Below are 20337 nucleotides of genomic sequence, written 5' to 3'. Positions count from 1 at the left end.
GCTCCTCTTCCGCTGGTCCTACTGCAGCCTGCGGCGCTGGCCGGGGCCGGTGGTCTCTTCCTCTTCCTCTTCGACGTCCGGCTCGTCCGGCAGGTGGACGTCGTTGACGGCGATGTTGACCTCGACCACCTCGAGGCCGGTCATCCGCTCCACCGCCGCGATGATGTTCTCCCGCACCGCGGCGGCCAGCTTCGGGATGACCACGCCGTACTCGACGACCAGGGCGATGTCGATGGCCGTCTGCTTCTCGCCGACCTCGGCCTTGATACCGCGCCCGATGCTCGACTTGCTGCCCGGCACCCGGTCGCGCATCGCCCCGAAGGTGCGGGTGAGCCCGGAGCCCAGGGCGTGGATGCCGGAGATCTCGCGCGCGGCCATGCCGGCGATCTTCTCGACGACACCGACCGCGAGCACGGTGCGGCCCCGCTCCGGCGAGGGTTTGGGGGTGGTGGCGGCGGTGGCGGTGGCGCCCGGCTGCGCGGCGGTCTTGTGTTCGACGTTCTTCTGCAGATCGGCGGGGGTCGGGGTGTCGGGCACGGTGGGCTCCTGTGGTTTCCCGTCCAGCTATATCGCAAATCAGCCCAACTCTGACATTCCGCCACGAAACCCGCGCGCCGAAAAAGGGGGCAGGAACGCGCAAGGGCCCGACCCTCCCGGGTCGGGCCCTGCCTGCCGCGTCTTCCGATCAGTCGCCGAGGCCGGCGAGGTCACGCATCCGGCGGGCCTGCGCCGCCCGTTCGGCGGACCGCTGCTCGTCGTAGGAGCGTCCGCCCGCGCCCTGCAGCAGCGCCTTGGTCTCGATCACCGCGTTGCGCGGGGCCGCCAGCAGCGCGGCGGCCAGATCGCGTACGGCGGCGTCCAGCTCGGCAGCCGGGACGGCGAGGTTCGCCAGACCGGTGGCGACAGCCTCCTCGGCGCCCACCCAGCGGCCGGTCGCACAGATCTCCAGAGCTCGCGCGTAGCCGACCAGCTCGATCAGCGGCTTCGTACCGGCCAGATCGGGGACGAGGCCCAGCGAGGTCTCCTTCATGGAGAACTGGACGTCCTCGGCGACCACCCGCAGGTCACAGCCGAGCGCGAGCTGGAAGCCCGCGCCCACCGCGTGCCCCTGGACGGCCGCGATGCTGATCAGATCCGGGCGGCGCCACCAGGTGAAGGCCTCCTGGAAGCCGGCAATGGTCTCGTCGACGTCCTTGTCCTCGGCCGCGGCGAGCTGCAGGAAGTTCCGCTCGCCGGGGATTCCCTCCGGGGTGAACATCGCCCGGTCGAGCCCGGCCGAGAACGAGACTCCCTCGGCCCGCAGCACCACGACGCGCACGGTGCCGGGCAGGGAGCGGCCCACGGCGGCCAGCGCCCTCCACATGGCCGGGGACTGGGCATTGCGCCGCTTGGGCTGACAGAGTGTCACCACGGCGGTCTCGCCGTCGAGTTCGAGCCGGACTCCGGCCTGCTCCCACAGCTGCGGGTCGGGCTCGAGGGCAGGGGCGGTCATGACGTACCTCCAGCAGAGGGGCAGTAGAGCTACTGGAGAGTAACAAAACTGGCCCCGACTGGACAGGGCTCCCCGTCGGAACGGCGAGTCGGCGGGAAACGACGCTCGGCGGCCCGGATGTCCCCGGCCGCCGAGTCGTCTCAAGCTGTTGGCTGCTGCTGCTCTGCTACTACTGCACAGCCTCACCTGCTGTGCACTCTCACGCGTGGTGGGGGTCCCACGTGTCGTGGGGGATTCGGCGCTTCGCCGGGTCACTCAGCAACCGGCATGGCGACCTCGACCGGACAGGGTCTGCTCTGAGGTCGGACCGCCCGCCGGCATGATGGTCAGTCAGGAACCCGCTACTGCAGCGGTCTTGCTCTTGCCCCGCGTGGCACCGCCGCGGCCCCGGAGGATCACTCCGGACTCGCTCAGCATGCGGTGCACGAAGCCGTAGGAACGACCGGTCTCCTCCGCCAGCGCGCGAATGCTCGCCCCGGAGTCGTATTTCTTCTTGAGATCGGCCGCCAGCTTCTCACGCGCGGCACCGGTCACCCGGCTGCCCTTTTTCAGAGTCTCGGCCACCCGTGCCTCCTCGTAGCTGTGCTCGGTCAGATTCCCATGATCACCCATAGCCAGGCTCCTGGCCACCCATTCGACAAGGTCGATACCGGGAAAGCGCAGTCTGCCGGTGGTGCTCACAGTGCACAAGGGCGCTCACGCTGGGTGCACGCGCCCCCGGCCGAGGGCGGCGGGCGGGACGAAATAGCTGATCAGCACGGGCGGCCCGACCGCCGAACGGCGGCCGGCCGAGGGTGAACCCACTCAAACGGAATCCCGGAGTCTCCCATTCCCGGCGTCCGCCAAGGATGAGATTTTCTACGCCGGACAGCTGATTCCGCGTCTACTGCGGGGTCACGCCAGGGAGACCAGGTCCGCGTAAGCCGGGCTCCAGAGGTCCTCGACGCCGTCCGGCAGCAGGATGATCCGCTCGGGCTGGAGTGCGTCGACCGCGCCCTCGTCGTGGGTGACCAGGACCACCGCGCCGCTGAACGAGCGCAGCGCGCCGAGGATCTCCTCACGGCTGGCCGGGTCGAGGTTGTTGGTGGGCTCGTCGAGCAGCAGCACGTTGGCGCTGGAGACCACCAGCGAGGCCAGGGCCAGCCGGGTCTTCTCGCCACCGGAGAGGACCCCGGCCGGCTTGTCGACGTCGTCGCCGGAGAAGAGGAAGGAGCCGAGGATCTTGCGGATCTGCACCAGGTCGGTGTCCGGTGCGGCGGAACGCATGTTCTCCAGGACGGTGCGCTCGGGGTCGAGCGTCTCGTGCTCCTGGGCGTAGTAGCCGATCTTGAGGCCGTGGCCCGGGATCACCTCTCCGGTGTCCGGCTGCTCCACACCCGCCAGCATCCGCAGCAGGGTGGTCTTGCCCGCGCCGTTGAGGCCGAGGATGACGACCCGGGAGCCGCGGTCGATCGCCAGGCCCACATCGGTGAAGATCTCCAGCGAGCCGTACGACTTGGAGAGGCCTGCGGCCGTCAGCGGGGTCTTCCCGCACGGGGCCGGGTCCGGGAAGCGCAGCTTGGCGACCTTGTCGGACACCCGCACCTGGTCGAGGCCGGCGAGCAGCTTCTCGGCGCGGCGGGCCATGTTCTGCGCCGCGACCGTCTTGGTCGCCTTGGCACGCATCTTGTCGGCCTGCGAGTTGAGGGTGGCCGCCTTCTTCTCGGCGTTGGCCCGCTCGCGCTTGCGGCGCTTCTCGTCGTCCTCGCGCTGCTGCTGGTACTGCTTCCAGCCCATGTTGTAGACGTCGATGGCGGCGCGGTTGGCGTCCAGGTAGAAGACCTTGTTGACGACCGTGTCGACCAGCTCGACGTCGTGGGAGATGACGATGAAGCCACCCTTGTACGTCTTGAGGAAGTCGCGCAGCCAGGCGATCGAGTCGGCGTCGAGGTGGTTGGTGGGCTCGTCGAGCAGCAGGATGTCGGCGTCCGAGAAGAGGATCCGGGCCAGCTCGACGCGGCGGCGCTGACCACCGGAGAGGGTGTGCAGCGGCTGGGCCAGGATGCGGTCCGGCAGGCCGAGGGCGGCGGCGATGGTGGCGGCCTCGGCCTCGGCGGCGTACCCGCCCTTGGTGAGGAACTCGGTCTCCAGCGTGGAGTACTTCTTCATCGCCTTGTCGCGGGTGGCACCCTTGCCGTTGGCCATCCGCTCCTCGTTCTCGCGCATCTTGCGCAGGACGGTGTCCAGGCCGCGGGCGGAGAGGATGCGGTCGCGGGCCAGCACGTCCAGGTCGCCGGTACGGGGGTCCTGCGGGAGGTAGCCGACCTCGCCGGACTTGGTGACCGTGCCGCCGGCCGGCAGGCCCTCACCGGCCAGCACCTTGGTGAGGGTGGTCTTGCCGGCGCCGTTGCGGCCGACCAGACCGATCCGGTCGCCCGGGGCGATCCGGAAGCTGGCGGACTCGATCAGGATGCGGGCACCGGCGCGCAGCTCAAGGGCATTGGCGGAAATCATGGCTGTGGAAGCTCCTGGGACGTAAGCGGGCACCTGGACGAGTCACAGGGCCGGGACAGCGGGGAAGGGGCAGCGCTCGGAGTCCGGCGGGCCTCGAAGGGCCTCGCCGCCTGCCCGCTAATGCCCGGAGAGAACAGCCATACGGGTCAGTCTACCGGGACCGGCGAGGCGGCCCGGCCGATTAAGTAGGCAGCGGGGTAATGACAGGGGCGCGGTGAACTGCGCGAAGCGGTAGGGCACGGGTCGGTGCCTTCCGGTCTCGCGCAGTTCCCCGCGCCCCTGTGGTGCCCGATCCTGTCCTAGCTCGTGGGCGTAGGGCACACGCTGTGCGGCTTCACGGCCGCGAAGGGGGCCGCCGGACCGCCGCAGACGGTCTCGGGGGCGCCCTGGCGGGTGTCGAAGACCCGGCTGCCGACGATCGGGCCGTCGTCGATGGCGACCCGGTACGCGTCCACGCGCTGCAGGACCACGGCGGGCCCCGCGTTGAGCTGCCAACCGTGGGCGTTGAGCCGGAAGCCGGTGATGCCACCGGGCAGCGGGTGGCCCGAGCTGTTCGTCCCCGTGCAGCTGCGCGGCACCAGCACGGCGTTGTCGGTGTGCACGGCGCGCAGGGGGTCGTAGGAGCAGCCGGCGAGCGGGCGGGAGTTGAACCGCAGGTCGCCGTCCCGGTCCCGGAAGCCCATGGTCAGCGCCGGGGTCACCACGGCAACCCAGGGCTCGTCCTCGATCACGGGCTGCAGCGCCGCGGCGGCCCGCTGCAGCGCGATCTCGCGGCGCTCGGTCTCGGTACGGGTGGCCGCGCCGCTCTCGCCCTCGCCGTGCAGCCAGTCGCTCAGGCCCGGGACGGCGCGGTGCCAGCGGACCTCGTGGTCGCTCGGCCGGACGGAGGTGACCAGGCCGTCGTCCCAGACCACGACGGCGCTCTCGCCGGCCATGGCCAGGTGCAGCGCGGTGGCGCCCTCGCGGCGGTAGGACCAGCTGTGCTGGCCGGTGGTCCGGTCGTACGCCTCCAGGCCGGGCCCGACCTTGAGCTCCAGGTAGCCGGTGTCCAGCGACTGTGCGCTCACCGGGCTCGCGTCCGCGCCGCCGGGCTCGGCCACCCGGTCGCCGAACGGCACCGGGCGGTTGGCGTGCGCGGCAGCCCCGGCTCCGAGCACCAGCAGCACGGCCAGGGCAGGGAGTACCGATCGGGGGCTGAGGGCTCGCAGCGGCTTCCAGGACACGGGCGGAGCGTACCGTCCGTCCGCTCGTCCGTCAGCTCAACGCGGCCGACCACCCGGACGCCTGACGGCGCCGTCCGCGCCCCGCCGTACGCCTGCCGACCTGCGGTTCTCGACGGGCACCGGCCGGCCGGGGCCGCTGCCGGGCCGCTGTGGTCACTGGACGGACTGTTACAGAGGTGGTACAGGATGCCGTTCGCCCGTACGACCTGCCACTTTAGAGTGACATGAGGCTTTTCTGACGGCTCGTGGCCTTACGGTCGTGGCTGCGGGCACCCTCTCGGGCCCGCCGATGCGACGCCCCGAGGAGAGACCCATGCGATTGGCCCGCCTCACGCTGGCCGCCGCCGCCCTACTGCTGGTGACCACCGCGGGCGTCCCCGCCGGTACACCGCTGAGCCAGACCGAGCGGCACGCCGCCCTCTCCTCGGACGCCATCCAGCCGCGCGGCGCCGCGCCCCGGCCCTCCGTCCAGCGGGCCCGGCACGAGGCGCCGTTCGGCGCGTTCGTCGGGTCCTGGGACAACTACATCCCGCAGATCCGCAAGATGGCCCAGTGGCTGGGCGGCGCCAACATGCAGGTCGGCCACACCTATCTGGCCGGAAACGGCTGGGGTGACATCGAGGGCGACCCGGTGGTGCTGGGCCTCTGGTCGCAGTGGCGGCTCGCCGACCCCTCCCGCAAGCTCGTCCTCGGCGTGCCGATGCTGGTGCCCAACGAGGCCAACGTCCCCGACGCCGAGGTGGTGAAACTGCTGGCCAGGGGGAACCGGGGCGAGTTCGACCAGCACTTCCTCAGGCTGGCCAGGAAGCTGGTCGCGCTGGGCGGCGGGGACACCGTCCTCACCCTCGGCTGGGAGATGAACGGCATCACCTACACCCACCGCTGCAAGCCCGACCCGACGGCCTGGAAGGCGTACTGGCGGCGGATCGTGACCGTGATGCGCTCGGTGCCCGGCCAGCACTTCCGCTTCGACTTCACGCCCAACCGCGGGCTGGACGCCATCCCGTGGACGCGCTGTTACCCCGGTGACGACGTGGTCGACATCATCGGGATGGACAGCTACGACCAGCCGGCCGGTGGCAGCTTCGACCAGTACGTCTCCGAACCGTACGGGCTGCAGGACCAGGTCGAGTTCGCCGCCAAGCGCGGGAAGCCGGTGTCGTACCCCGAGTGGGGGCTGTTCCGCAACGGCGACAACCCGGAGTTCGTCCGGCGGATGGTGGAGTGGATGCGCACCCACGACACCGCCTACCAGACCGTCACCGACTACTGCCCGCACGGCTTCTGGCAGTGCGACCGCAACCCCCGCTCCAGCGCGGTGTTCAAGCAGCTGATGTCGGGGTCGAAGGGCGGCGCGAGCACGTACGCCTCAGCTGCGGCGGCGGGCCACTAGCGCCTCCTTGAGGCGGGGCAGACGCGTGCGCAGCACGTGCACCACGGCCTGCCTGGTCCTGACCCGGACGGCGCGGGCGGCGGCGAAGGGCGCGAACCGGCCGGGGCCGAGCACCAGCCGCTGGTTGTGCAGCTGGTCGGGGCGCCAGCGCTGCTTGTACGGCTCCTGGCCGCGCAGCAGGCTCAGGACGGGGATCTCGGCGCTGCGCACCTCGTCCAGGGAGACGCCGAACAGCAGCCCGGCGATGTCCAGCCGTTCGCGCAGGGCGGGGTGCGCCCCGTACATGTAGAGACCGCCGAAGGACGGGCAGAGCAGCAGCAGGTTGACGGCGACGGGCTCGCCGTCCAGCCAGTAGCGGTGCAGGGCGGCCCGCCTGGTCGCCACCAGGCCCGTGGTCGACTCGACGAGGTGGGCGGCGAAGCGCTCGGTGCGGTGTTCGGCGGTCACCCCGCGCTCCTGCCACTGCAGGAAGTGCAGGCGGAGCAGTTCCTCGACCACCTCGGGCACCTCTTCCGGCGTCGCCGACCGGACCTCGACGTCGGCCTCGGCGATCTTGCGCTGCTTGACCCGGCTGCGCTGGGCGGTCTTGCCGGGAAGCCGCTTGAGGAGTTCCTCCATCGGCACCGCCGGGAGGTACTGGCAGAGCGAGTCGTCGAACCGGTGGCGGCGGCCGCGCCAGTGCCGGAACACTCGCTGGGCGGCGGCCTCCGGGTGCACCTCGCGCAGCTCCAGGCTGTGCCACGGGCGGTGCAGCGGCAGGGCGCCGGCCAGCTCGGCGGCGGCGCGGTCGGCGCAGGAGTCGTCGAGCAGGACGTCGGTGAAGTCGACCAGGCCGCCGCCGAGGTTGGTCAGGCCGCCGAACGGGCCGCGCCGCTGCAGCGCGGCTGCGGCCACCAGCCGGCCGTCGCAGCGGACCAGGACGACCACCAGGGCCCCCGGACGGCCGTAGTGGCGCCACCAGGAGCGCACCCAGGCGCCCGCCTGGAAGGAGGTGGCGGTGGGGCAGCGGGACGCCAGGTCGTCCCACTCCGCGGCGAGGGCGTCGAGGGCGTCGTTCTCGCGGCGCACCTCGGTCTGCCAGCGCGGGGCGGCGCTCTGGGCGGGCACGCCGACGGCGGAGGTCTCGGTGGTCATCGCCCGCTCCCGGCGTCCTGGGGCTCCTTCGCGGCCTTGGACTGCCTGTGCTGCCGGGGCTGCCTGGCCGGGGCGGGTTCCTTGGGCTCCCCGGACTCCTCGGACGCCGCCTCCGTGCGTGGGCGGGGGGTGGCCGGTTCCGGAGCGGTGTCGGGGGCCGCCCCGGGCATGACCTCGGCCTCGGACTCCGTACGGCCGCCCCGGCGGGTCATCATCACCAGCGCGCCGACCAGCAGACCGGCCGCCGCACCCACCGCCGTGTCCAGCTGGGCGGACGGGGAGGTGGGGCCGTCCGGTTCGGCGGCGGGAGCCAGCGGGACCAGCTTGACGCCGGTCGCGGTGCTGCTGGTGTTCGCAAAGGCCACCAGGGACTTGGCGACGGCGTCGGCGGCCTGCACGGCCTCCTGCGGGCGGGCGCCGGTACCGGTGATCTCGATCACGGGCGCGTCCGGCGATGTGGTGCCGCGGACCAGCTCGGCCAGCGCGGCCGTGGTCCGGCCGGTCTCCGCGGCGGCGGCGGCCAGCACCTGTGGCTGTCCGGCCAGCCGGCCGTACGCCTGCGCGAAGTTGACGGCGGTGGCGCCCTCCCCCGGCCCCTGCGGGACGACCACCACATAGGAGCTGGCGGCGTAGGTGGGGTGCGCGACGGCGGCGTAGCCGGCCCCGGCCACGGCGCCGAGCGGGACGGCGAGCGCCACCGGCCACCACCGGCGGGTCAGGGTACGCGTACTGCGGCGCAGTTCGGACATCGGGAACTCCTTCGGTTGGCGCAGCTGCTGGTGGGTCGGCTCGCTGCGGACGGTCGGTGGTCGGTCAGAGCCGGGCGGCGACGGGCGGGCGGCCGGCGGACGCGGTCCCGGCCGGGCCCAGGCGGTCGTAGAGCTGCCCCAGCTCGTCGGCGATCCGGGCGATGTCGTAGTGCGCGACGGCGGGCGGCTGCGGCAGCGCACCGCTGCGCCGGCCCCACAGTTCGCGGAGCGCGGCGGTGTACGAGGTGGCGTCGGACGGGATCCGCTCGGCCTCGGGGGCGGCGCCCGGGCCGAGCTCGTCCAGGGCCGGGCAGGCGCTGTGCCGTACGGGCAGGCCGGCAGCCAGCCCCTCCAGCACGGTCAGGCCGAAGGTCTCCTCGGCCGAGGGCGCGGCCAACACGTCCATCGAGGTGAGGAGTTCGGGCACGTCGTCACGTTCCCCGGTGCACAGCAGACGGCCCGCCAGGCCGAGCCGCTCGGCCCGGCGGACCAGGGCGGCGTGCTCGGGGCCCGCGCCGACCAGCAGCAGCCAGGGCTCGCGCAGGGCGGGGTACTGCCCGGCCAGGTCGGCCAGCCCGGCGACTGCGTCGACCAGCACCTCGAAACGCTTGCCGGGGACGAGCCGACCCACTCCCCCGACCACCCAGGCCTGTTGGGGCAGCCCGAGCTCGGCCCGGACGGTCTGCCGGAGGGCGGCCCGGGAGGCGGTGGGCAGCATGTACCGGGCCGCTTCGATGCCGTTCGGGAGCAGGTGCACCCGGCGGTCCGGGACTCCCCAGGCGTCGAGGGTGCCCGCCACCTGGCGGGAGACCGCGACGGTGGTGGTGCCCAGGCGTTCGGCGGCCAGGTAGAGCGCCTTGACGCCCGCCGTGGCGGGACGGCCCTCGATCACCCCGGCGTGCAGCGAGTGCTCGGTGGACAGCACCGTCCGGACGCCGGCCAGGCGGGCGGCCAACCGCCCGTACAGGCCCGCCCGGTAGAGGTGGGTGTGCACCAGGTCGTAGCCGCCCGCCCGGATCAGGCGGGTGAGCCGGGGCAGCACGGCGAGGTCCCGGTTGCCGCGCATCGCCAGGTCGTGGACGGTGACGCCCTCGGCCCGCAGCGCGGCGGCGACGGTGCCCGGGTTGGTGAGGGTGGCCACCTCGCAGTGGTGGTGCTCGGGCAGGTGGCGCAGCATCAGCAGGAGCTGGCGTTCGGCGCCACCGGAGGCCAGCCCGGTGATGACGTGGAGCACCCTCACCGGCCGGCCCTCCGTTCGGGGATCAGGCCGGCCCGGCGCAGCCCGGTCACCGCGTCGCGCAGGTGGTGCCGGCCCAGCTTGGCGAGCAGCCGCAGGGCGCCGTCCCGGTCGCCGACGTAGCAGCGGGGCAGGGCGAAACGGCCGGTGAGCTCGCTGTGGGCGATGGCGCAGGCGTAGTCGTACCCGGCGTCGCGGACGGCCTCGGTGGCGGGCAGGTCCACCGCGCCGTACGGGTAGCAGAAGCCGGTCACCGGGCCGCCGACCAGCTCCTCCAGGGCGCGACGGCTCTCCTTGGTCTGCTCGGCGAGCACGTCGGCGGGCAGGCCCGGCAGGGCCTGGTGAGCCAGGCCGTGGGAACCGATCTCCCAGCCGGCGACGGCGAGTTCGGAAACCTGATCCACCGTCAGCAGCTTCTTGCGGGGGCCCTCGACGTCCCAGCCGTTCTCGGTACCGAGGAGATCGGGCACCACGTACGCGGTCGCGGTGAAGCCGTGCTCGTGGAGGACCGGGACGGCATGGCCGGCGAAGTCCGCGTAGCCGTCGTCGAAGGTCAGGCCGACCAGCCGGTCCGCCGTGCCGGCGGCCTCGGCGCGGAGCAGCTCGCGGATGCTGACACCACGTCGTCCGGTGCGATGCAGCCAGTGCATCTGAGCGGCGAACCGCTCCGGGCTGACGGTGAGTTGGTACGGGTCCTCCTCCTCGTCGGCCACCGAGTGGTACATCAGGATCCAGGGGGCGCGCCTGGTTGCCGTCGCCTGCGCCGGGAGGCGCAGGTCCTGGGCGGGTTCAGCGTCCATGGGGCAGCTTCCCTTCAGCGGCCGGGGGAGGCGGGTTCAAGGCCCGGACAAGGGCGAGTACGGGGCCGCGCACCTCGGCGGCGCCGAACACGGCACCGAGCACGGCGAAGACGAGGACCACACAGACGCCGCCCAGCAGGGTGGCGAGCAGCGGGTCGGTGGTGAGCTCCCCCGCCAGTGTGCCGACCGAGGCCGCACCGACGGCGGCGGCCAGCAGGCGGGCCTGGCCGCCGAGCACTCGGGGCAGCCGCAGGGCGATGCCGCGCAGCAGCAGCCCGCGCATCAGCAGCGCGGCGGTGGTGGTGATGCCGGCGGCGTTGCCCGCGGCGAGCCCGAGGGCGCCGAAGCGGGGCGTGGCACCCAGGCCGACGACGACGGTGACCAGCAGACCGACCGCCATGGAGGCGACGGGATACCAGTCGAGAAGGCGCCGTCCACCGTCGTCCGTCTGCGGGTCGTCCGCCCGCCGGACGACGGGGCGGACGGAGAAGTACGGGCGGACCATCACGCCGATCAGGGCCTGGGCGGGCAGGCCGAAGCTGTACACCCGGATCACCGCCGCGGTGGCGGCGGTGTCGTGCGGGCTGAACGCGCCGCGCTCGAAGAGCAGTGCGACGACGGACGGCGCGCAGGCCATCAGAAAGGCGGTACCCATCAGGACCACCGCCGCGGCCTGCCCGAGGTCCTTCTCGACCCGGTCCCGGGCGGCCGAGAGGTCGCCCGCGGCGAGTGCGCGGGCGACCAGCGGGAAGGTCACCGTACAGATCAGGATGGCCGCCGTCATGGCGAGTTGGGAGACCTTGGCGGCGTAGTTCAGGTGCGAGATGGTGCCGGCCGGGAGCCCGGACCCGAGATAGCGCTCGATGAAGACCTGTGCCTGGCGGGTGAGCGTGAAGGCCGCGACCGGCAATATGGCCAGCGGGATCAGTACCAGGCCCGCCGGCCCTCGGTGGGAGCGGCGCCGCCGGCCCCGGCGCAACCTTCGCAGGAACGGGCCGACCAGCAGGCCGGCCATCAACAGGCTGCCGAAGGCCACCCCGACGGCGGCGGACCGGACGCCCAGGGCCGCGTGGCAGGTCAGCAGGATGCCGAGGATCCCCAGGTTGTACGCCACGTAGATGCCGGCCGGCGCGGGGAAGCAATGGTGCGCGCGGAGGGCGGACCCGAGGTAACCGGCCACCCCGAAGGGGAGGATGGTGAGCGCGGTGATCCGGGTACAGGTGACCGCCAGCTGCGGGTCGGCGAGGCCGGGCGCGAGCAGGTCGACCAGCTGCGGGGCGCCGAGCGCGGTGGCCGCCGTGAGCGCACAGAGGGCGAGCAGCAGCCAGGGCAGCGTGGCACGGGCCAACTGCCGCACCGGGTCGGGACCTTGGGGGCGTTCCTCACGGAGCACCAGCGCCAGGCTGAAGGCCGGGACCATCAGAAAGGCCATCGCGTCCTCGATCAGCAGCGGCGCCGCCGTCTCGGGGACCGTCCAGGCGACCAGGAAGGCGTCGGTGCCCTGGTTGGCGCCGAAGTATCGGGCCAGCAGCAGGTCCCGCAGCAGCCCGAGAGCCGAACCTGCCGCGCTGAGCAGCGCGGTGACCCCGAAGGCCTTGGCCAGGAAGTCGCGCCGGCCCGGCGGGTCCGCCGCGGGCACCGGGTCGGTCTCGGCCGTGCGGGCCGCCGGGAGCGCCGCCGCGAGGGCGCTCGGCTGTTCCGTCGTCATGCCGGTCGCACTCCGGGGAGGTTCGGCCCCGGCAGCGCGGACCGGGCCGCGAGACCCAGGACCACGGAGGTGAGCACCGTGGTGGTCCCGCCGATGTCCGCGTAGAGGAAGTCGACCAGCACCCAGCTGAGCAGCGCGAGCGCCGCAAGCCCGGGACCGCGGAGCGAGCGAGCCGAAGGGCGCGCCGGTGCCGAAAGCGACGAGCGACGAGCGACCGACGAAGGAGGGAGTGCAGGAGGGTGGGCCCCTCCTGCCCGTTGGCGGGCAAGGAGGGCGAGCGTCGGCGCCGGGTCGAGAGCGCCCGGAGGCGAGCCGAGCCCATAGGAGCTGCGCAGGCAGCCGATGAGGAGGGTGAGGAAGAGCGCGGCGTACGCGATCATGCCGATCAGGCCCTGCTCGCTGAGGACCAGGAAGTACATGTTGTGCGGGGAGAGCAGCGGTTCGCGTTGGAAGCCGATGGTGGCATCGGCGGCATCGCTGCCGGAGGAGAGCCGCAGCGGTGCGTGGCTGTCGCGCAGTTGCTGGAAGGCCTTGGGGCCGGCGCCGGTGACCGGGTGGTCCTGCCAGATCCGGCCGGCCGTGGACCAGAGGTCGTAGCGGTCGCTGACCGACTGGTCGGGGGCGGCCGAGACGGAGCCGATGCTGCTGAGCCGCTCGGTGACGCCGGAGGAGCCCAGGCCCAGCCCGCCGACCAGCACCACGGCGGCGGCCAGCGCGAGCACCGTGCTGCGCACGGCGAGCCGGGCGTCGGCGCGGAGCAGCAGCACGGCGACGGCGGCTCCGCAGGCGATCCAGCTGCCCCGGCTGAACGAGACGGCCAGCGGGAAGGCCAGGAAGGCGGCCGCCGCGTACATCGCCCACCGCAGGCGGCGGCTGCCGCCGGAGCCGCGTTCGCCGAGCGCGAGGGCGAGGGCGGAGAGCAGGCCGAAGCTGACCACGGTCGACATCGCCATGATGTCGAGCGCGCCGAAGGTGCCGACCGCCCGGATCGGCTGTCCGGTGTAGGAGGCGCCCGTCCGGGTCAGGTACTGGTTCGCGCCGACCACACCCTGGATCAGCGCGGCCACGACGAACGAGCCGAGGATCAGCCGCTGGTCGAGGCGGTCACGCAGGGAACAGAGCACCGAGGCGGGGACCAGCACGAAGACCTGGACCAGCCGGACGAAGCCGGTGAGGCTGGTGGCCGGGTCGATCGAGCAGATCGTCGCGGCGGCGGCCGCGCAGACCACCGCGCCGAACAGCACGCAGGCGGTGCGGCTCAGCGCGGGGGTACGGCCTCGCAGCAGTTCTAGGGCGGTCAGCGCGACCAGGGCGAGCGAGGCCAGGTCGGCGGCGGTGATGTGGACGGCTGCGGTGACGTCCTTCTCGCCGCTGGGCACGCAGACCAGCAGGACGGTGGCGGCAGCCAGCAGGCTGGGCCGGGCCGCCAGGCCGGTGCTGACCTTGCGTAAGACCAGTGGCCGGGAAGAGGCCCCGGATGACTGCTGGGGAGGAGCGAGTGCCAACGAGCTCAGCTCCCGTCCGGGTGCAGCATCAGGGCGGCGGTGCGCAGCAGCAGTTTGACGTCCTGCCACAGGCTCCAGCTCTCGATGTAGCGGTTGTCGAAACGGGCCCGGTCCTCGATCGAGGTGTCCCCGCGCAGGCCGTTGACCTGGGCGAGGCCGGTCAGGCCGACCGGGACGCGGTGGCGGTCGGCGTACTCGGGGTAGGCCTGGCCGAAGCGCATCACGAAGTACGGGCGCTCGGGGCGCGGGCCGACCAGGCTCATGTCGCCGCGCAGCACGTTCCACAGCTGCGGGAGCTCGTCCAGCGAGCTGCGGCGGAGCAGGCGGCCGACGGCTCCCATCCGGTGGTCCTGCGAGATGTTCCAGCGGGTGGCGGACTCGTGCTCGTTACTGGGCCGCAGGGTACGGAACTTGAGCACCGTGAACACCCGCCCGTCCAGCCCGGTGCGCTGCTGGCGGAAGAGCACGCCGGGGCCGGTGTCGAAGCGGACGGCCACGGCGCATGCGGCCAGGACGGGGGCCAGTGCGATCAGGCCGAGCCCGGCGGCGGAGATGTCCAGGGCTCGCTTGGCCGCCCAGCCGTGCCGTCGCATGGCGGGGCGGCCGAGCTGGAGGCAGGGGAAGCCCCAGAGGTGGTCGCGGGCGGGCCCGGCCACCGAGCCGTACTCGCGCAGGGCGGGCACCAGCCAGATCTGGCAGCCGAGCCGGGCGGCCTCGCGCAGGGCGGCGGCGGTCTCGGCCTCGTCGGCGGCGCCCTCGGTGGCGACGATGTGGTGGACCCGGTGCCGCCGGATCTCGCGTTCGAGCACCTCCCGGCCGCCGAGGACGGGCAGCTTGGCGTCCGCCGCGAGCAGGACGGGATCGGGGTCAAGGTAGCCGACGGGCCGCAGGCCGTACTCCCGGCGCTCGGTCAGGGCGGCGGCGACCCGCTGGCCGAGGTGGCCCGCGCCGAGGACCAGGGCCGGGCTCGGTCGTCGGCGCCGGGCCTGGCGCAGCAGGTGGTAGGCGTACGACCGGCCGCAGGCGGACAGCAGCAGGAAGGCGGCGAGCAGGGTGAGCAGGCGCAGCGGCGTCGCGGGGCCGCAGTCCGGCCAGCCGTGCAGGCAGCCGGACAGGGTGACGGCGAAGGCGGTGGCGACGACGGCCCGGCCGGCGAGTGCGGGGAACTCGTCGAGGGCGGAGAGGGTGAGCCGGTTGCGGTAGAGGCCGCCGGTCAGGTTGAGCGGGAGCAGCACGGGCAGGAGGGCGGCGGCGCCGAGCAGTGGGTGGGAGCGGTCGGCGGTAGTGACGGCCGTAACGGTGGTCGCAAGGCAGACCGCGAGGGTGTCGACGGCCAGCAGACCGGCGGGCAGGGCGACCCGGGAGTGGAAGGGCCTGCGATGCCGTCCGACCGCCGGGGCCGAGCGGGTCTGCGCCGACGAGGTGGGCCGGTCGAGGAGCTCGGTGGCAAGCCGCCGGGAGGGCGGCAGGGGTCGGCCCGGCCGTGGCACACTCTCGTGGTCGATGGTCATCAGCGTGCGAACTCCCCTGCTGTGTACCCACCGTGGCAGAACAGCCGGAGCCGTACTCGTACCGGCCCGGCAGTCCCGGCCCGGCGGATGCGGTCCAGGTAGCACCTGCTGCCGTGAACGGCATTCGGCCATTTCACAGAGTGCCCGCGAAGGCCGGCAGCCAGAAATAGCAACGAAGCAGGCAAAATTAGACAATACCGAACGCTGGCTTGTTTTCAGGAAGTTGACTTGCCATTTCATTCCACCCGCCCATTAATAAGACTTTCGGATTTACATCCTCGGTCATCTGGTCGAGGTGCGAATACGGCAGCACCTTCGCGGCGAGCATTCACGGTCTAAGAAACGATCAGAGGCGCCCAGGGACACGGGCGATGCGGCCGACCCGTCGCGGGCCGCCGAGCACCGGTCGCAGAATTGTTCGATAGAGGGCGTTTACCTGCTCCACCACACCGCTCACGTCATGCCGCTCGACCACATGTTCGCGGGCAACGGCACCCAGTCGGTCGCATTCGATCGAATCGGCCAGCGCATCCGCCATCAGCCGGGCGAGTTCCGCCGGATTCTCCGGTGGGACCAGTGCTCCCTCCCGCCGGCCGGGCGGCAGGCACTCCCTGGCACCGGGCACGTCCGAGAGCAGGACGGGCCGGCCCATCGCCATCGCCTCCAGCGGCGCCAGCGCCATGCCCTCCCAGCGGGACGGCAGCACCACCAGGTCGGCGGCCGCCAGCCAGGGCCGGGGGTCCGTCACGTCCCCGGCCAGCCGGACCCTGGCGGGATCCGGCAACTCGCGTACCCGGGCGGCCAGATCGGTCGCGTCCGGACCGCCGCCGACCAGTGCGAGCCGGGCGGCGGGCAGCCGCTCGGCCACCGCGGGCCAGGCGGCCAGCAGCACGTCCTGCCCCTTCTGCCGGCAGAGCCGCCCGACGCAGACCGCGAGCGGCACGTCCAGCTCCAGGCCCAGGGACATCCGGGCGGCCCGCCGGGCGGCCGCATCGACGGGTGCGTAGTGGCGGACGTCCACGCCGTTGGGGATCACCCGCCAGTCGGCCGCGATCCCGGCCGCCTCGCCGTCGGCCCGTTCCTGCTCACTGACGCAGAGCACGGTACGGGCCCAGCGCGCGGCGAACCGCTCCCAGCGCAGGGTGGCCGCGGCCAGCGGGCCCTCGACGGCGGCGAAGGACCAGGCATGCGGCTGGAAGACGGTCGGCACCGCGCCCCGGACGGCCAGCCGCCCGGCCAGCCCGGCCTTGGCGCTGTGCAGGTGCAGCACGTCGGGCGCGGCGGCGCGGACGATCCGGCGCAGCCGCCACACCTCGGCCGGGGTGGCCGGTCCCGGCGAGCGGCCGGCCGGCCAGTCCAGCACCAGCGCCCCGGCGGCGGCCGCCTCGGCGGCCAGCCTGCCGCCCTGCGGGCAGGCGACCAGCACCCGGCAGCCGGCCTCGCGCTGGCCCCGGGCCAGGTCCACCACGACGCGGGCGACGCCACCGTCGACGGGCTGGGAGATGTGAAGGATCGTCATACGCACGGCCGCGAGCCTAGGTCGGCCGAAGCCCGGCACCGGGCGACTTCACCCGCCCTGGGGAACACAACCACCCGTACGGCACGCGGGCCGTACGGGTGTCGCAATACCTACGGATGCGCGTGCGGGGCCGGCATCCGCTCAGATTTGGTTATCCCAGGGGCGCGAGGAACTGCGCGAGATCGGAAGGCAACGGCCTGTGCCCTACCGCTGCGCGCAGTTCCCCGCGCCCCTGGATAGTGCAACTGGCTCAGCTGCCTGGCCTACCGGCGGAGACCCCAAACGCCTCAGGCGACCTCGTCCGCAAGCCGGGCGAGGATCGCGTCGTGGATGCGGTTGAGGCCCTTGGGCGCGAAGGTCCGCTCGAAGAAGCCGCCGATGCCGCCGGCGCCCTGCCAGGTCGCCTCCACGACCACCTTGGCCTGGTTCTCGCCGGCCGAGGAGACCGTCCAGGTGATCACCATGGAGGAGTTGGCATCCGTCTCGACCAGCTTCTCGGGGCTCGGCTCGGTCACGGTGAACAGGCAGTCACGCACCCGCTTCTCGGTGGCCTGCAGCTTCCAGTGCACCTGGGTGCCCGCACCGGTGCCGCCCGCCCTGACCTCGTACTCGCTGTACTGCGCGGGCAGCAGCTTCGGCCGGGTCACGGTGTAGTCGGCCAGCGCCTCGTAGACCCGCTTCGGTGCGGCCTGGTAGACCCGCTCGGTGCTGGCGTGGACCTGTCCCATGACTTGTACTCTCCTCGACTGGGCTGCTGACTCTGCGGGCCAAGCCAACCACCGCCTTACGCCGGGGCCAAACCCGGGGCCGCGGGAGATGCCGCGCGATATTCGGTCGCGGTCGGTACGGGTCTGCGGGTTATCGTGGCCGGTGTGCTGACCGAGGTGACTGCGCTGCGCTATCTGGAGCCACTGCGGGCGGGTGGCTCCGTGCCCGGGATCGTCGAGACCGACGACCTCGGGACGTACGTGGTCAAGTTCTCGGGCGCCGCGCAGGGCCACAAGGCTCTGGTCGCCGAGGTGATCGTGGGCGAGCTGGCGCGGCGGCTGGGCCTGCGGGTGCCAGAGCTGGTGCTGGTGGACTTCGACCCGGCGGTGGCGGCTCATGAGCCCGACCCCGAGATCCAGGACATCCTCAGGGCCAGCGCCGGTCTCAACCTGGGCATGGACTACCTGCCGAAGGCCCGCGACTTCAAGCCGGGCTTGGTGGACGTGGACCCGGTCGAGGCCGGCCGGGTGGTCTGGCTGGACGCGCTGACCGGGAACGTCGACCGCAGCTGCCGCAACCCGAACCTGGTGGTCTGGCACGGCGCGCTCTGGCTGATCGACAACGGCGCCGGGCTGATCTTCCACCACCGCTGGTCGGGGGCACACGCCTCGCTGCTCAAGCGGTACGACCTCAGCGACCACGCGCTCGGCGCCTTCGGCCCGGACGTCCAGGCCGCCGACGCCGCGCTCGCACCGCTGGTCACCGCGGAGCTGCTGCGCGAGGTGGTGGCCCTGGTACCGGACGCGTGGCTGGCCGACGAGCCGGGCTTCGGCTCGGTGGCCGAGCTGCGCGAGGCCTACGTACGTCATCTGGCCGCCCGGGCGGCGGCCTCCGCGGCCTGGCTGCCGGACGGCTTCGCCTCGCCGGAGCAGCTCCGCGCGACCGCCGCCGAACGGGCCGCGGCCACCCGCGCGGGCCGGCCTGCCTGGCTGCAGCAGGTACCGGACCTGCACGGGAAGCCGGCCGTCCAGGCCGACTGGAGCGGGCACATCGGCTGACGTGCCGCCAGAGGCTCCGCCACCGATCAGGTAGGGGCATCCCAGGGGCGCGAGCAACTGCGCGAAGCGGAAGGTACGGCGTCGTCACTTCCGAAATCGCGCAGTTCCCCGCGCCCCTGTGGTTACCCCTCTGCCTTACCTACTGGCCGACGCCCTCACAGGCGCCACCAGTCCACGGCCTTGGCCGCGTTCACGATGCCGGCGCCGTAGAAGCCGTTGCTCTCCACGCCGCCCTGGCAGACGGCCTTCCAGGCACCGTCACCGCTCGGGTCGAAGGAGGCCGGGCAGGCGTGCTCGTCGGCCTGGCTGAGCAGCAGGTGGCGCAGCTCGTCCGGGCCGGCCCACGGGTGGCTGCTCGCGAGCAGCGCGACGACCCCGGTGGTGTGCGGGGAGGCCATCGAAGTGCCCTGCTTGTAGCCGTACTTGCCGCCGAGGATGGTGGAGAGCACCCGGCCGTTCTTGTCGGGGGTGTCCGGCAGCTGGTAGCGCGAGTCGCCGCCGGGGGCGGCCACGGTGGCCTTGCCGAGGCCGTAGCTGGAGTAGAACGACTTCTCGCCCTTGACGCCCACCGAGGTGGTGATCACCACGCCGGGCAGCTCGGTCGGCAGCGAGAGGCAGTTGTCGTCGACCGGGCGGGGCACCGGGGTGGTGTCGTCCGGGCTGCTGGTGTCGGTGGTCTTGTGGGCCAGGTCGATGTTCTCGTTGCCCGCCGCGGCCACGTTGAGCACGCCGTTCCGCTGCGAGAAGGCCACGGCGCGCCGGACACCGGTGAGCACGGCGGCCTGGTCCGGGTCGTTCTTGCAGTTGAAGAGCCACGGGTCGATGTAGTAGCTGTTGTTGGTCACCTGGAAGTGGTGCTCACCCGCCCAGACGAAGCCGCAGATCGCGTACTCCGGGTAGATGAAGCCGCCGTCGTCCACGACCTTGACCGCGGCCAGCCGGACGTTCGGGGCGATGCCCACGATGCCCTTGCCGTTCTTGGCGGCCGCGATGGTGCCGGCGACGTGGGTGCCGTGGTCGCTGGTGGTCGGCTGCCAGGCCTTCCAGTCGGTGTTCGGCTTTCCGCTGTCGAGGCAGGAGACCGACTGCGAGGCGTCCACGTTGGGCGCGAGGTCCTCGTGGGTGGCGTCGATACCGGAGTCCAGCACGCCGACCACCACGCGGCGGCTGCCCAGGGTGGTCGCGTGGGCCTTGTCCGCGCCGATCTGGCGCAGGTCCCACTGGTTGGCCTCGAGCGGCTCCGAGCCGTCGGCGGGAGCGGCGGCCGGGACTGCGGCCTCCACGGTGGTCTCGACGTCGCTCTGCACGATGCCCTTGGTGCGGCTCGCACCGACCGAGTCGATGGTCTTCGAGCTACGGAGCTTGGCGGCGAACCCGGCGTCGTCGGAACGGGCGATGATCACGCCGATCTGCTCGTACGAGTAGACGACGGTGCCCCCGAGCGCCGTGATCTCACGTTCGGCCTTCTTCACCTGCCCGTGGTTGGCCTTGGTGTTGACCACGTAGTTGAGCAGCGGCCCGGGTTCCGAAGCAGCCGAGTCGGCCGCGACGGCGGTGCCGGCCGGTAGCGCGAGTGCGCCGGCGGTGGCCAGGGCGAGCCCGGCCGCCGCGTACTGCAGCCGGCGTATCCGAGGAACTCTCATAGGGGTTGGCCCTTCCCGAGTCTTCGTATGCAGCTGCTGGTTGGCAGGTGCATCGGAATGATCGGACGCTAGTGAACGGGTGTGCCATCCGCAAGAGGTCGTCACGGAATCCCCATCCGGCCGACACGTACGGGGGCGCACGGTCCGGTGACCGCACGCCCCCG

At 72.7% G+C, this 20337-nt stretch carries 17 protein-coding genes; 2 read left to right on the top strand and 15 right to left on the bottom strand.

Features of this window, described 5'->3' with window-relative positions; all coding sequences use genetic code 11:
• Nucleotides 1-18 precede the first annotated feature (18 nt).
• The 5 genes from FB465_RS26145 to FB465_RS26125 form a co-directional block, all read right to left on the bottom strand.
• The gene (locus FB465_RS26145) at nt 19-537 is read right to left on the bottom strand and encodes an Asp23/Gls24 family envelope stress response protein (protein ID WP_246192845.1); all 519 of its coding nucleotides are present in this window, start codon (nt 535-537) and stop codon (nt 19-21) included.
• Nucleotides 538-685: 148 nt separating this feature from the next.
• On the bottom strand, nt 686-1492 hold the full coding sequence (locus tag FB465_RS26140; protein ID WP_145794359.1) for an enoyl-CoA hydratase/isomerase family protein: 807 nt from the start codon (nt 1490-1492) through the stop codon (nt 686-688).
• 330 nt (nt 1493-1822) lie between these two features.
• A complete protein-coding gene (locus tag FB465_RS26135) occupies nt 1823-2056 on the bottom strand; it encodes a helix-turn-helix domain-containing protein (RefSeq protein WP_211786009.1) in 234 nt (77 codons plus the stop codon).
• Nucleotides 2057-2386: 330 nt separating this feature from the next.
• Complete coding sequence (locus tag FB465_RS26130) at nt 2387-3985, bottom strand: ABC-F family ATP-binding cassette domain-containing protein (RefSeq protein WP_145794357.1); 1599 nt, start codon at nt 3983-3985, stop codon at nt 2387-2389.
• Between the two features lie 299 nt (nt 3986-4284).
• Nucleotides 4285-5208, bottom strand: coding sequence for a PQQ-binding-like beta-propeller repeat protein (locus FB465_RS26125; protein WP_145794356.1), 924 nt, complete (start codon nt 5206-5208; stop codon nt 4285-4287).
• 313 nt (nt 5209-5521) lie between these two features.
• On the opposite strand from FB465_RS26125, the gene FB465_RS26120 reads away from it, so the two are divergent.
• The gene (locus FB465_RS26120) at nt 5522-6601 is read left to right on the top strand and encodes a glycoside hydrolase family 26 protein (protein ID WP_145794354.1); all 1080 of its coding nucleotides are present in this window, start codon (nt 5522-5524) and stop codon (nt 6599-6601) included.
• Here the strand turns inward: FB465_RS26120 and FB465_RS26115 are convergent.
• The 9 genes from FB465_RS26115 to FB465_RS26075 all read right to left on the bottom strand — a co-directional run bounded on the left by FB465_RS26115 (nt 6578) and on the right by FB465_RS26075 (nt 17492).
• Nucleotides 6578-7735: a GNAT family N-acetyltransferase gene (locus FB465_RS26115; protein ID WP_145794352.1), complete on the bottom strand. Its 1158-nt coding sequence runs from the start codon at nt 7733-7735 to the stop codon at nt 6578-6580. The genes FB465_RS26120 and FB465_RS26115 overlap by 24 nt on opposite strands.
• Nucleotides 7732-8484 (bottom strand): YveK family protein, encoded by a 753-nt coding sequence (locus FB465_RS26110; RefSeq protein ID WP_145794350.1) that lies wholly within the window; start codon nt 8482-8484, stop codon nt 7732-7734. Before FB465_RS26110 ends, FB465_RS26115 begins: the two co-directional genes overlap by 4 nt.
• Nucleotides 8485-8548: 64 nt before the next feature.
• The gene (locus tag FB465_RS26105; protein WP_145794349.1) at nt 8549-9724 is read right to left on the bottom strand and encodes a glycosyltransferase; all 1176 of its coding nucleotides are present in this window, start codon (nt 9722-9724) and stop codon (nt 8549-8551) included.
• Entirely contained in the window at nt 9721-10521 is an 801-nt protein-coding gene (locus tag FB465_RS26100) for a polysaccharide deacetylase family protein (protein WP_246192844.1), read from the bottom strand. Before FB465_RS26100 ends, FB465_RS26105 begins: the two co-directional genes overlap by 4 nt.
• Nucleotides 10511-12229, bottom strand: coding sequence for a lipid II flippase MurJ (locus FB465_RS26095; RefSeq protein ID WP_145794347.1), 1719 nt, complete (start codon nt 12227-12229; stop codon nt 10511-10513). The genes FB465_RS26100 and FB465_RS26095 overlap by 11 nt, the downstream gene beginning before the upstream one ends.
• Nucleotides 12226-13734, bottom strand: coding sequence for an O-antigen ligase family protein (locus tag FB465_RS26090; RefSeq protein WP_145794345.1), 1509 nt, complete (start codon nt 13732-13734; stop codon nt 12226-12228). The genes FB465_RS26095 and FB465_RS26090 overlap by 4 nt, the downstream gene beginning before the upstream one ends.
• Before the next feature lie 5 nt (nt 13735-13739).
• Entirely contained in the window at nt 13740-15245 is a 1506-nt protein-coding gene (locus tag FB465_RS26085) for a sugar transferase (protein ID WP_170290690.1), read from the bottom strand.
• Between the two features lie 346 nt (nt 15246-15591).
• The gene (locus tag FB465_RS26080; protein WP_145797603.1) at nt 15592-16764 is read right to left on the bottom strand and encodes a glycosyltransferase; all 1173 of its coding nucleotides are present in this window, start codon (nt 16762-16764) and stop codon (nt 15592-15594) included.
• A 287-nt stretch (nt 16765-17051) separates the two neighbouring features.
• Nucleotides 17052-17492, bottom strand: a complete 441-nt coding sequence (locus tag FB465_RS26075) for an SRPBCC family protein (RefSeq protein WP_145794342.1) — start codon at nt 17490-17492, stop codon at nt 17052-17054.
• 144 nt (nt 17493-17636) lie between these two features.
• Between FB465_RS26075 and FB465_RS26070 the strand changes: the two genes are divergently transcribed.
• Complete coding sequence (locus FB465_RS26070) at nt 17637-18530, top strand: HipA family kinase (RefSeq protein ID WP_145794340.1); 894 nt, start codon at nt 17637-17639, stop codon at nt 18528-18530.
• 155 nt (nt 18531-18685) lie between these two features.
• On the opposite strand, the gene FB465_RS26065 is transcribed toward FB465_RS26070, so the two are convergent.
• Nucleotides 18686-20173: a S8 family peptidase gene (locus FB465_RS26065; protein WP_145794338.1), complete on the bottom strand. Its 1488-nt coding sequence runs from the start codon at nt 20171-20173 to the stop codon at nt 18686-18688.
• Between the last annotated feature and the right edge of the window lie 164 nt (nt 20174-20337).

Origin of the sequence: Kitasatospora atroaurantiaca (genome assembly GCF_007828955.1) — a bacterium.
Lineage (GTDB): Bacteria > Actinomycetota > Actinomycetes > Streptomycetales > Streptomycetaceae > Kitasatospora > Kitasatospora atroaurantiaca.
The sequence above is the reverse complement of the archived record's forward strand: the minus strand, read 5'-3'. Positions and strand labels throughout refer to the sequence as shown.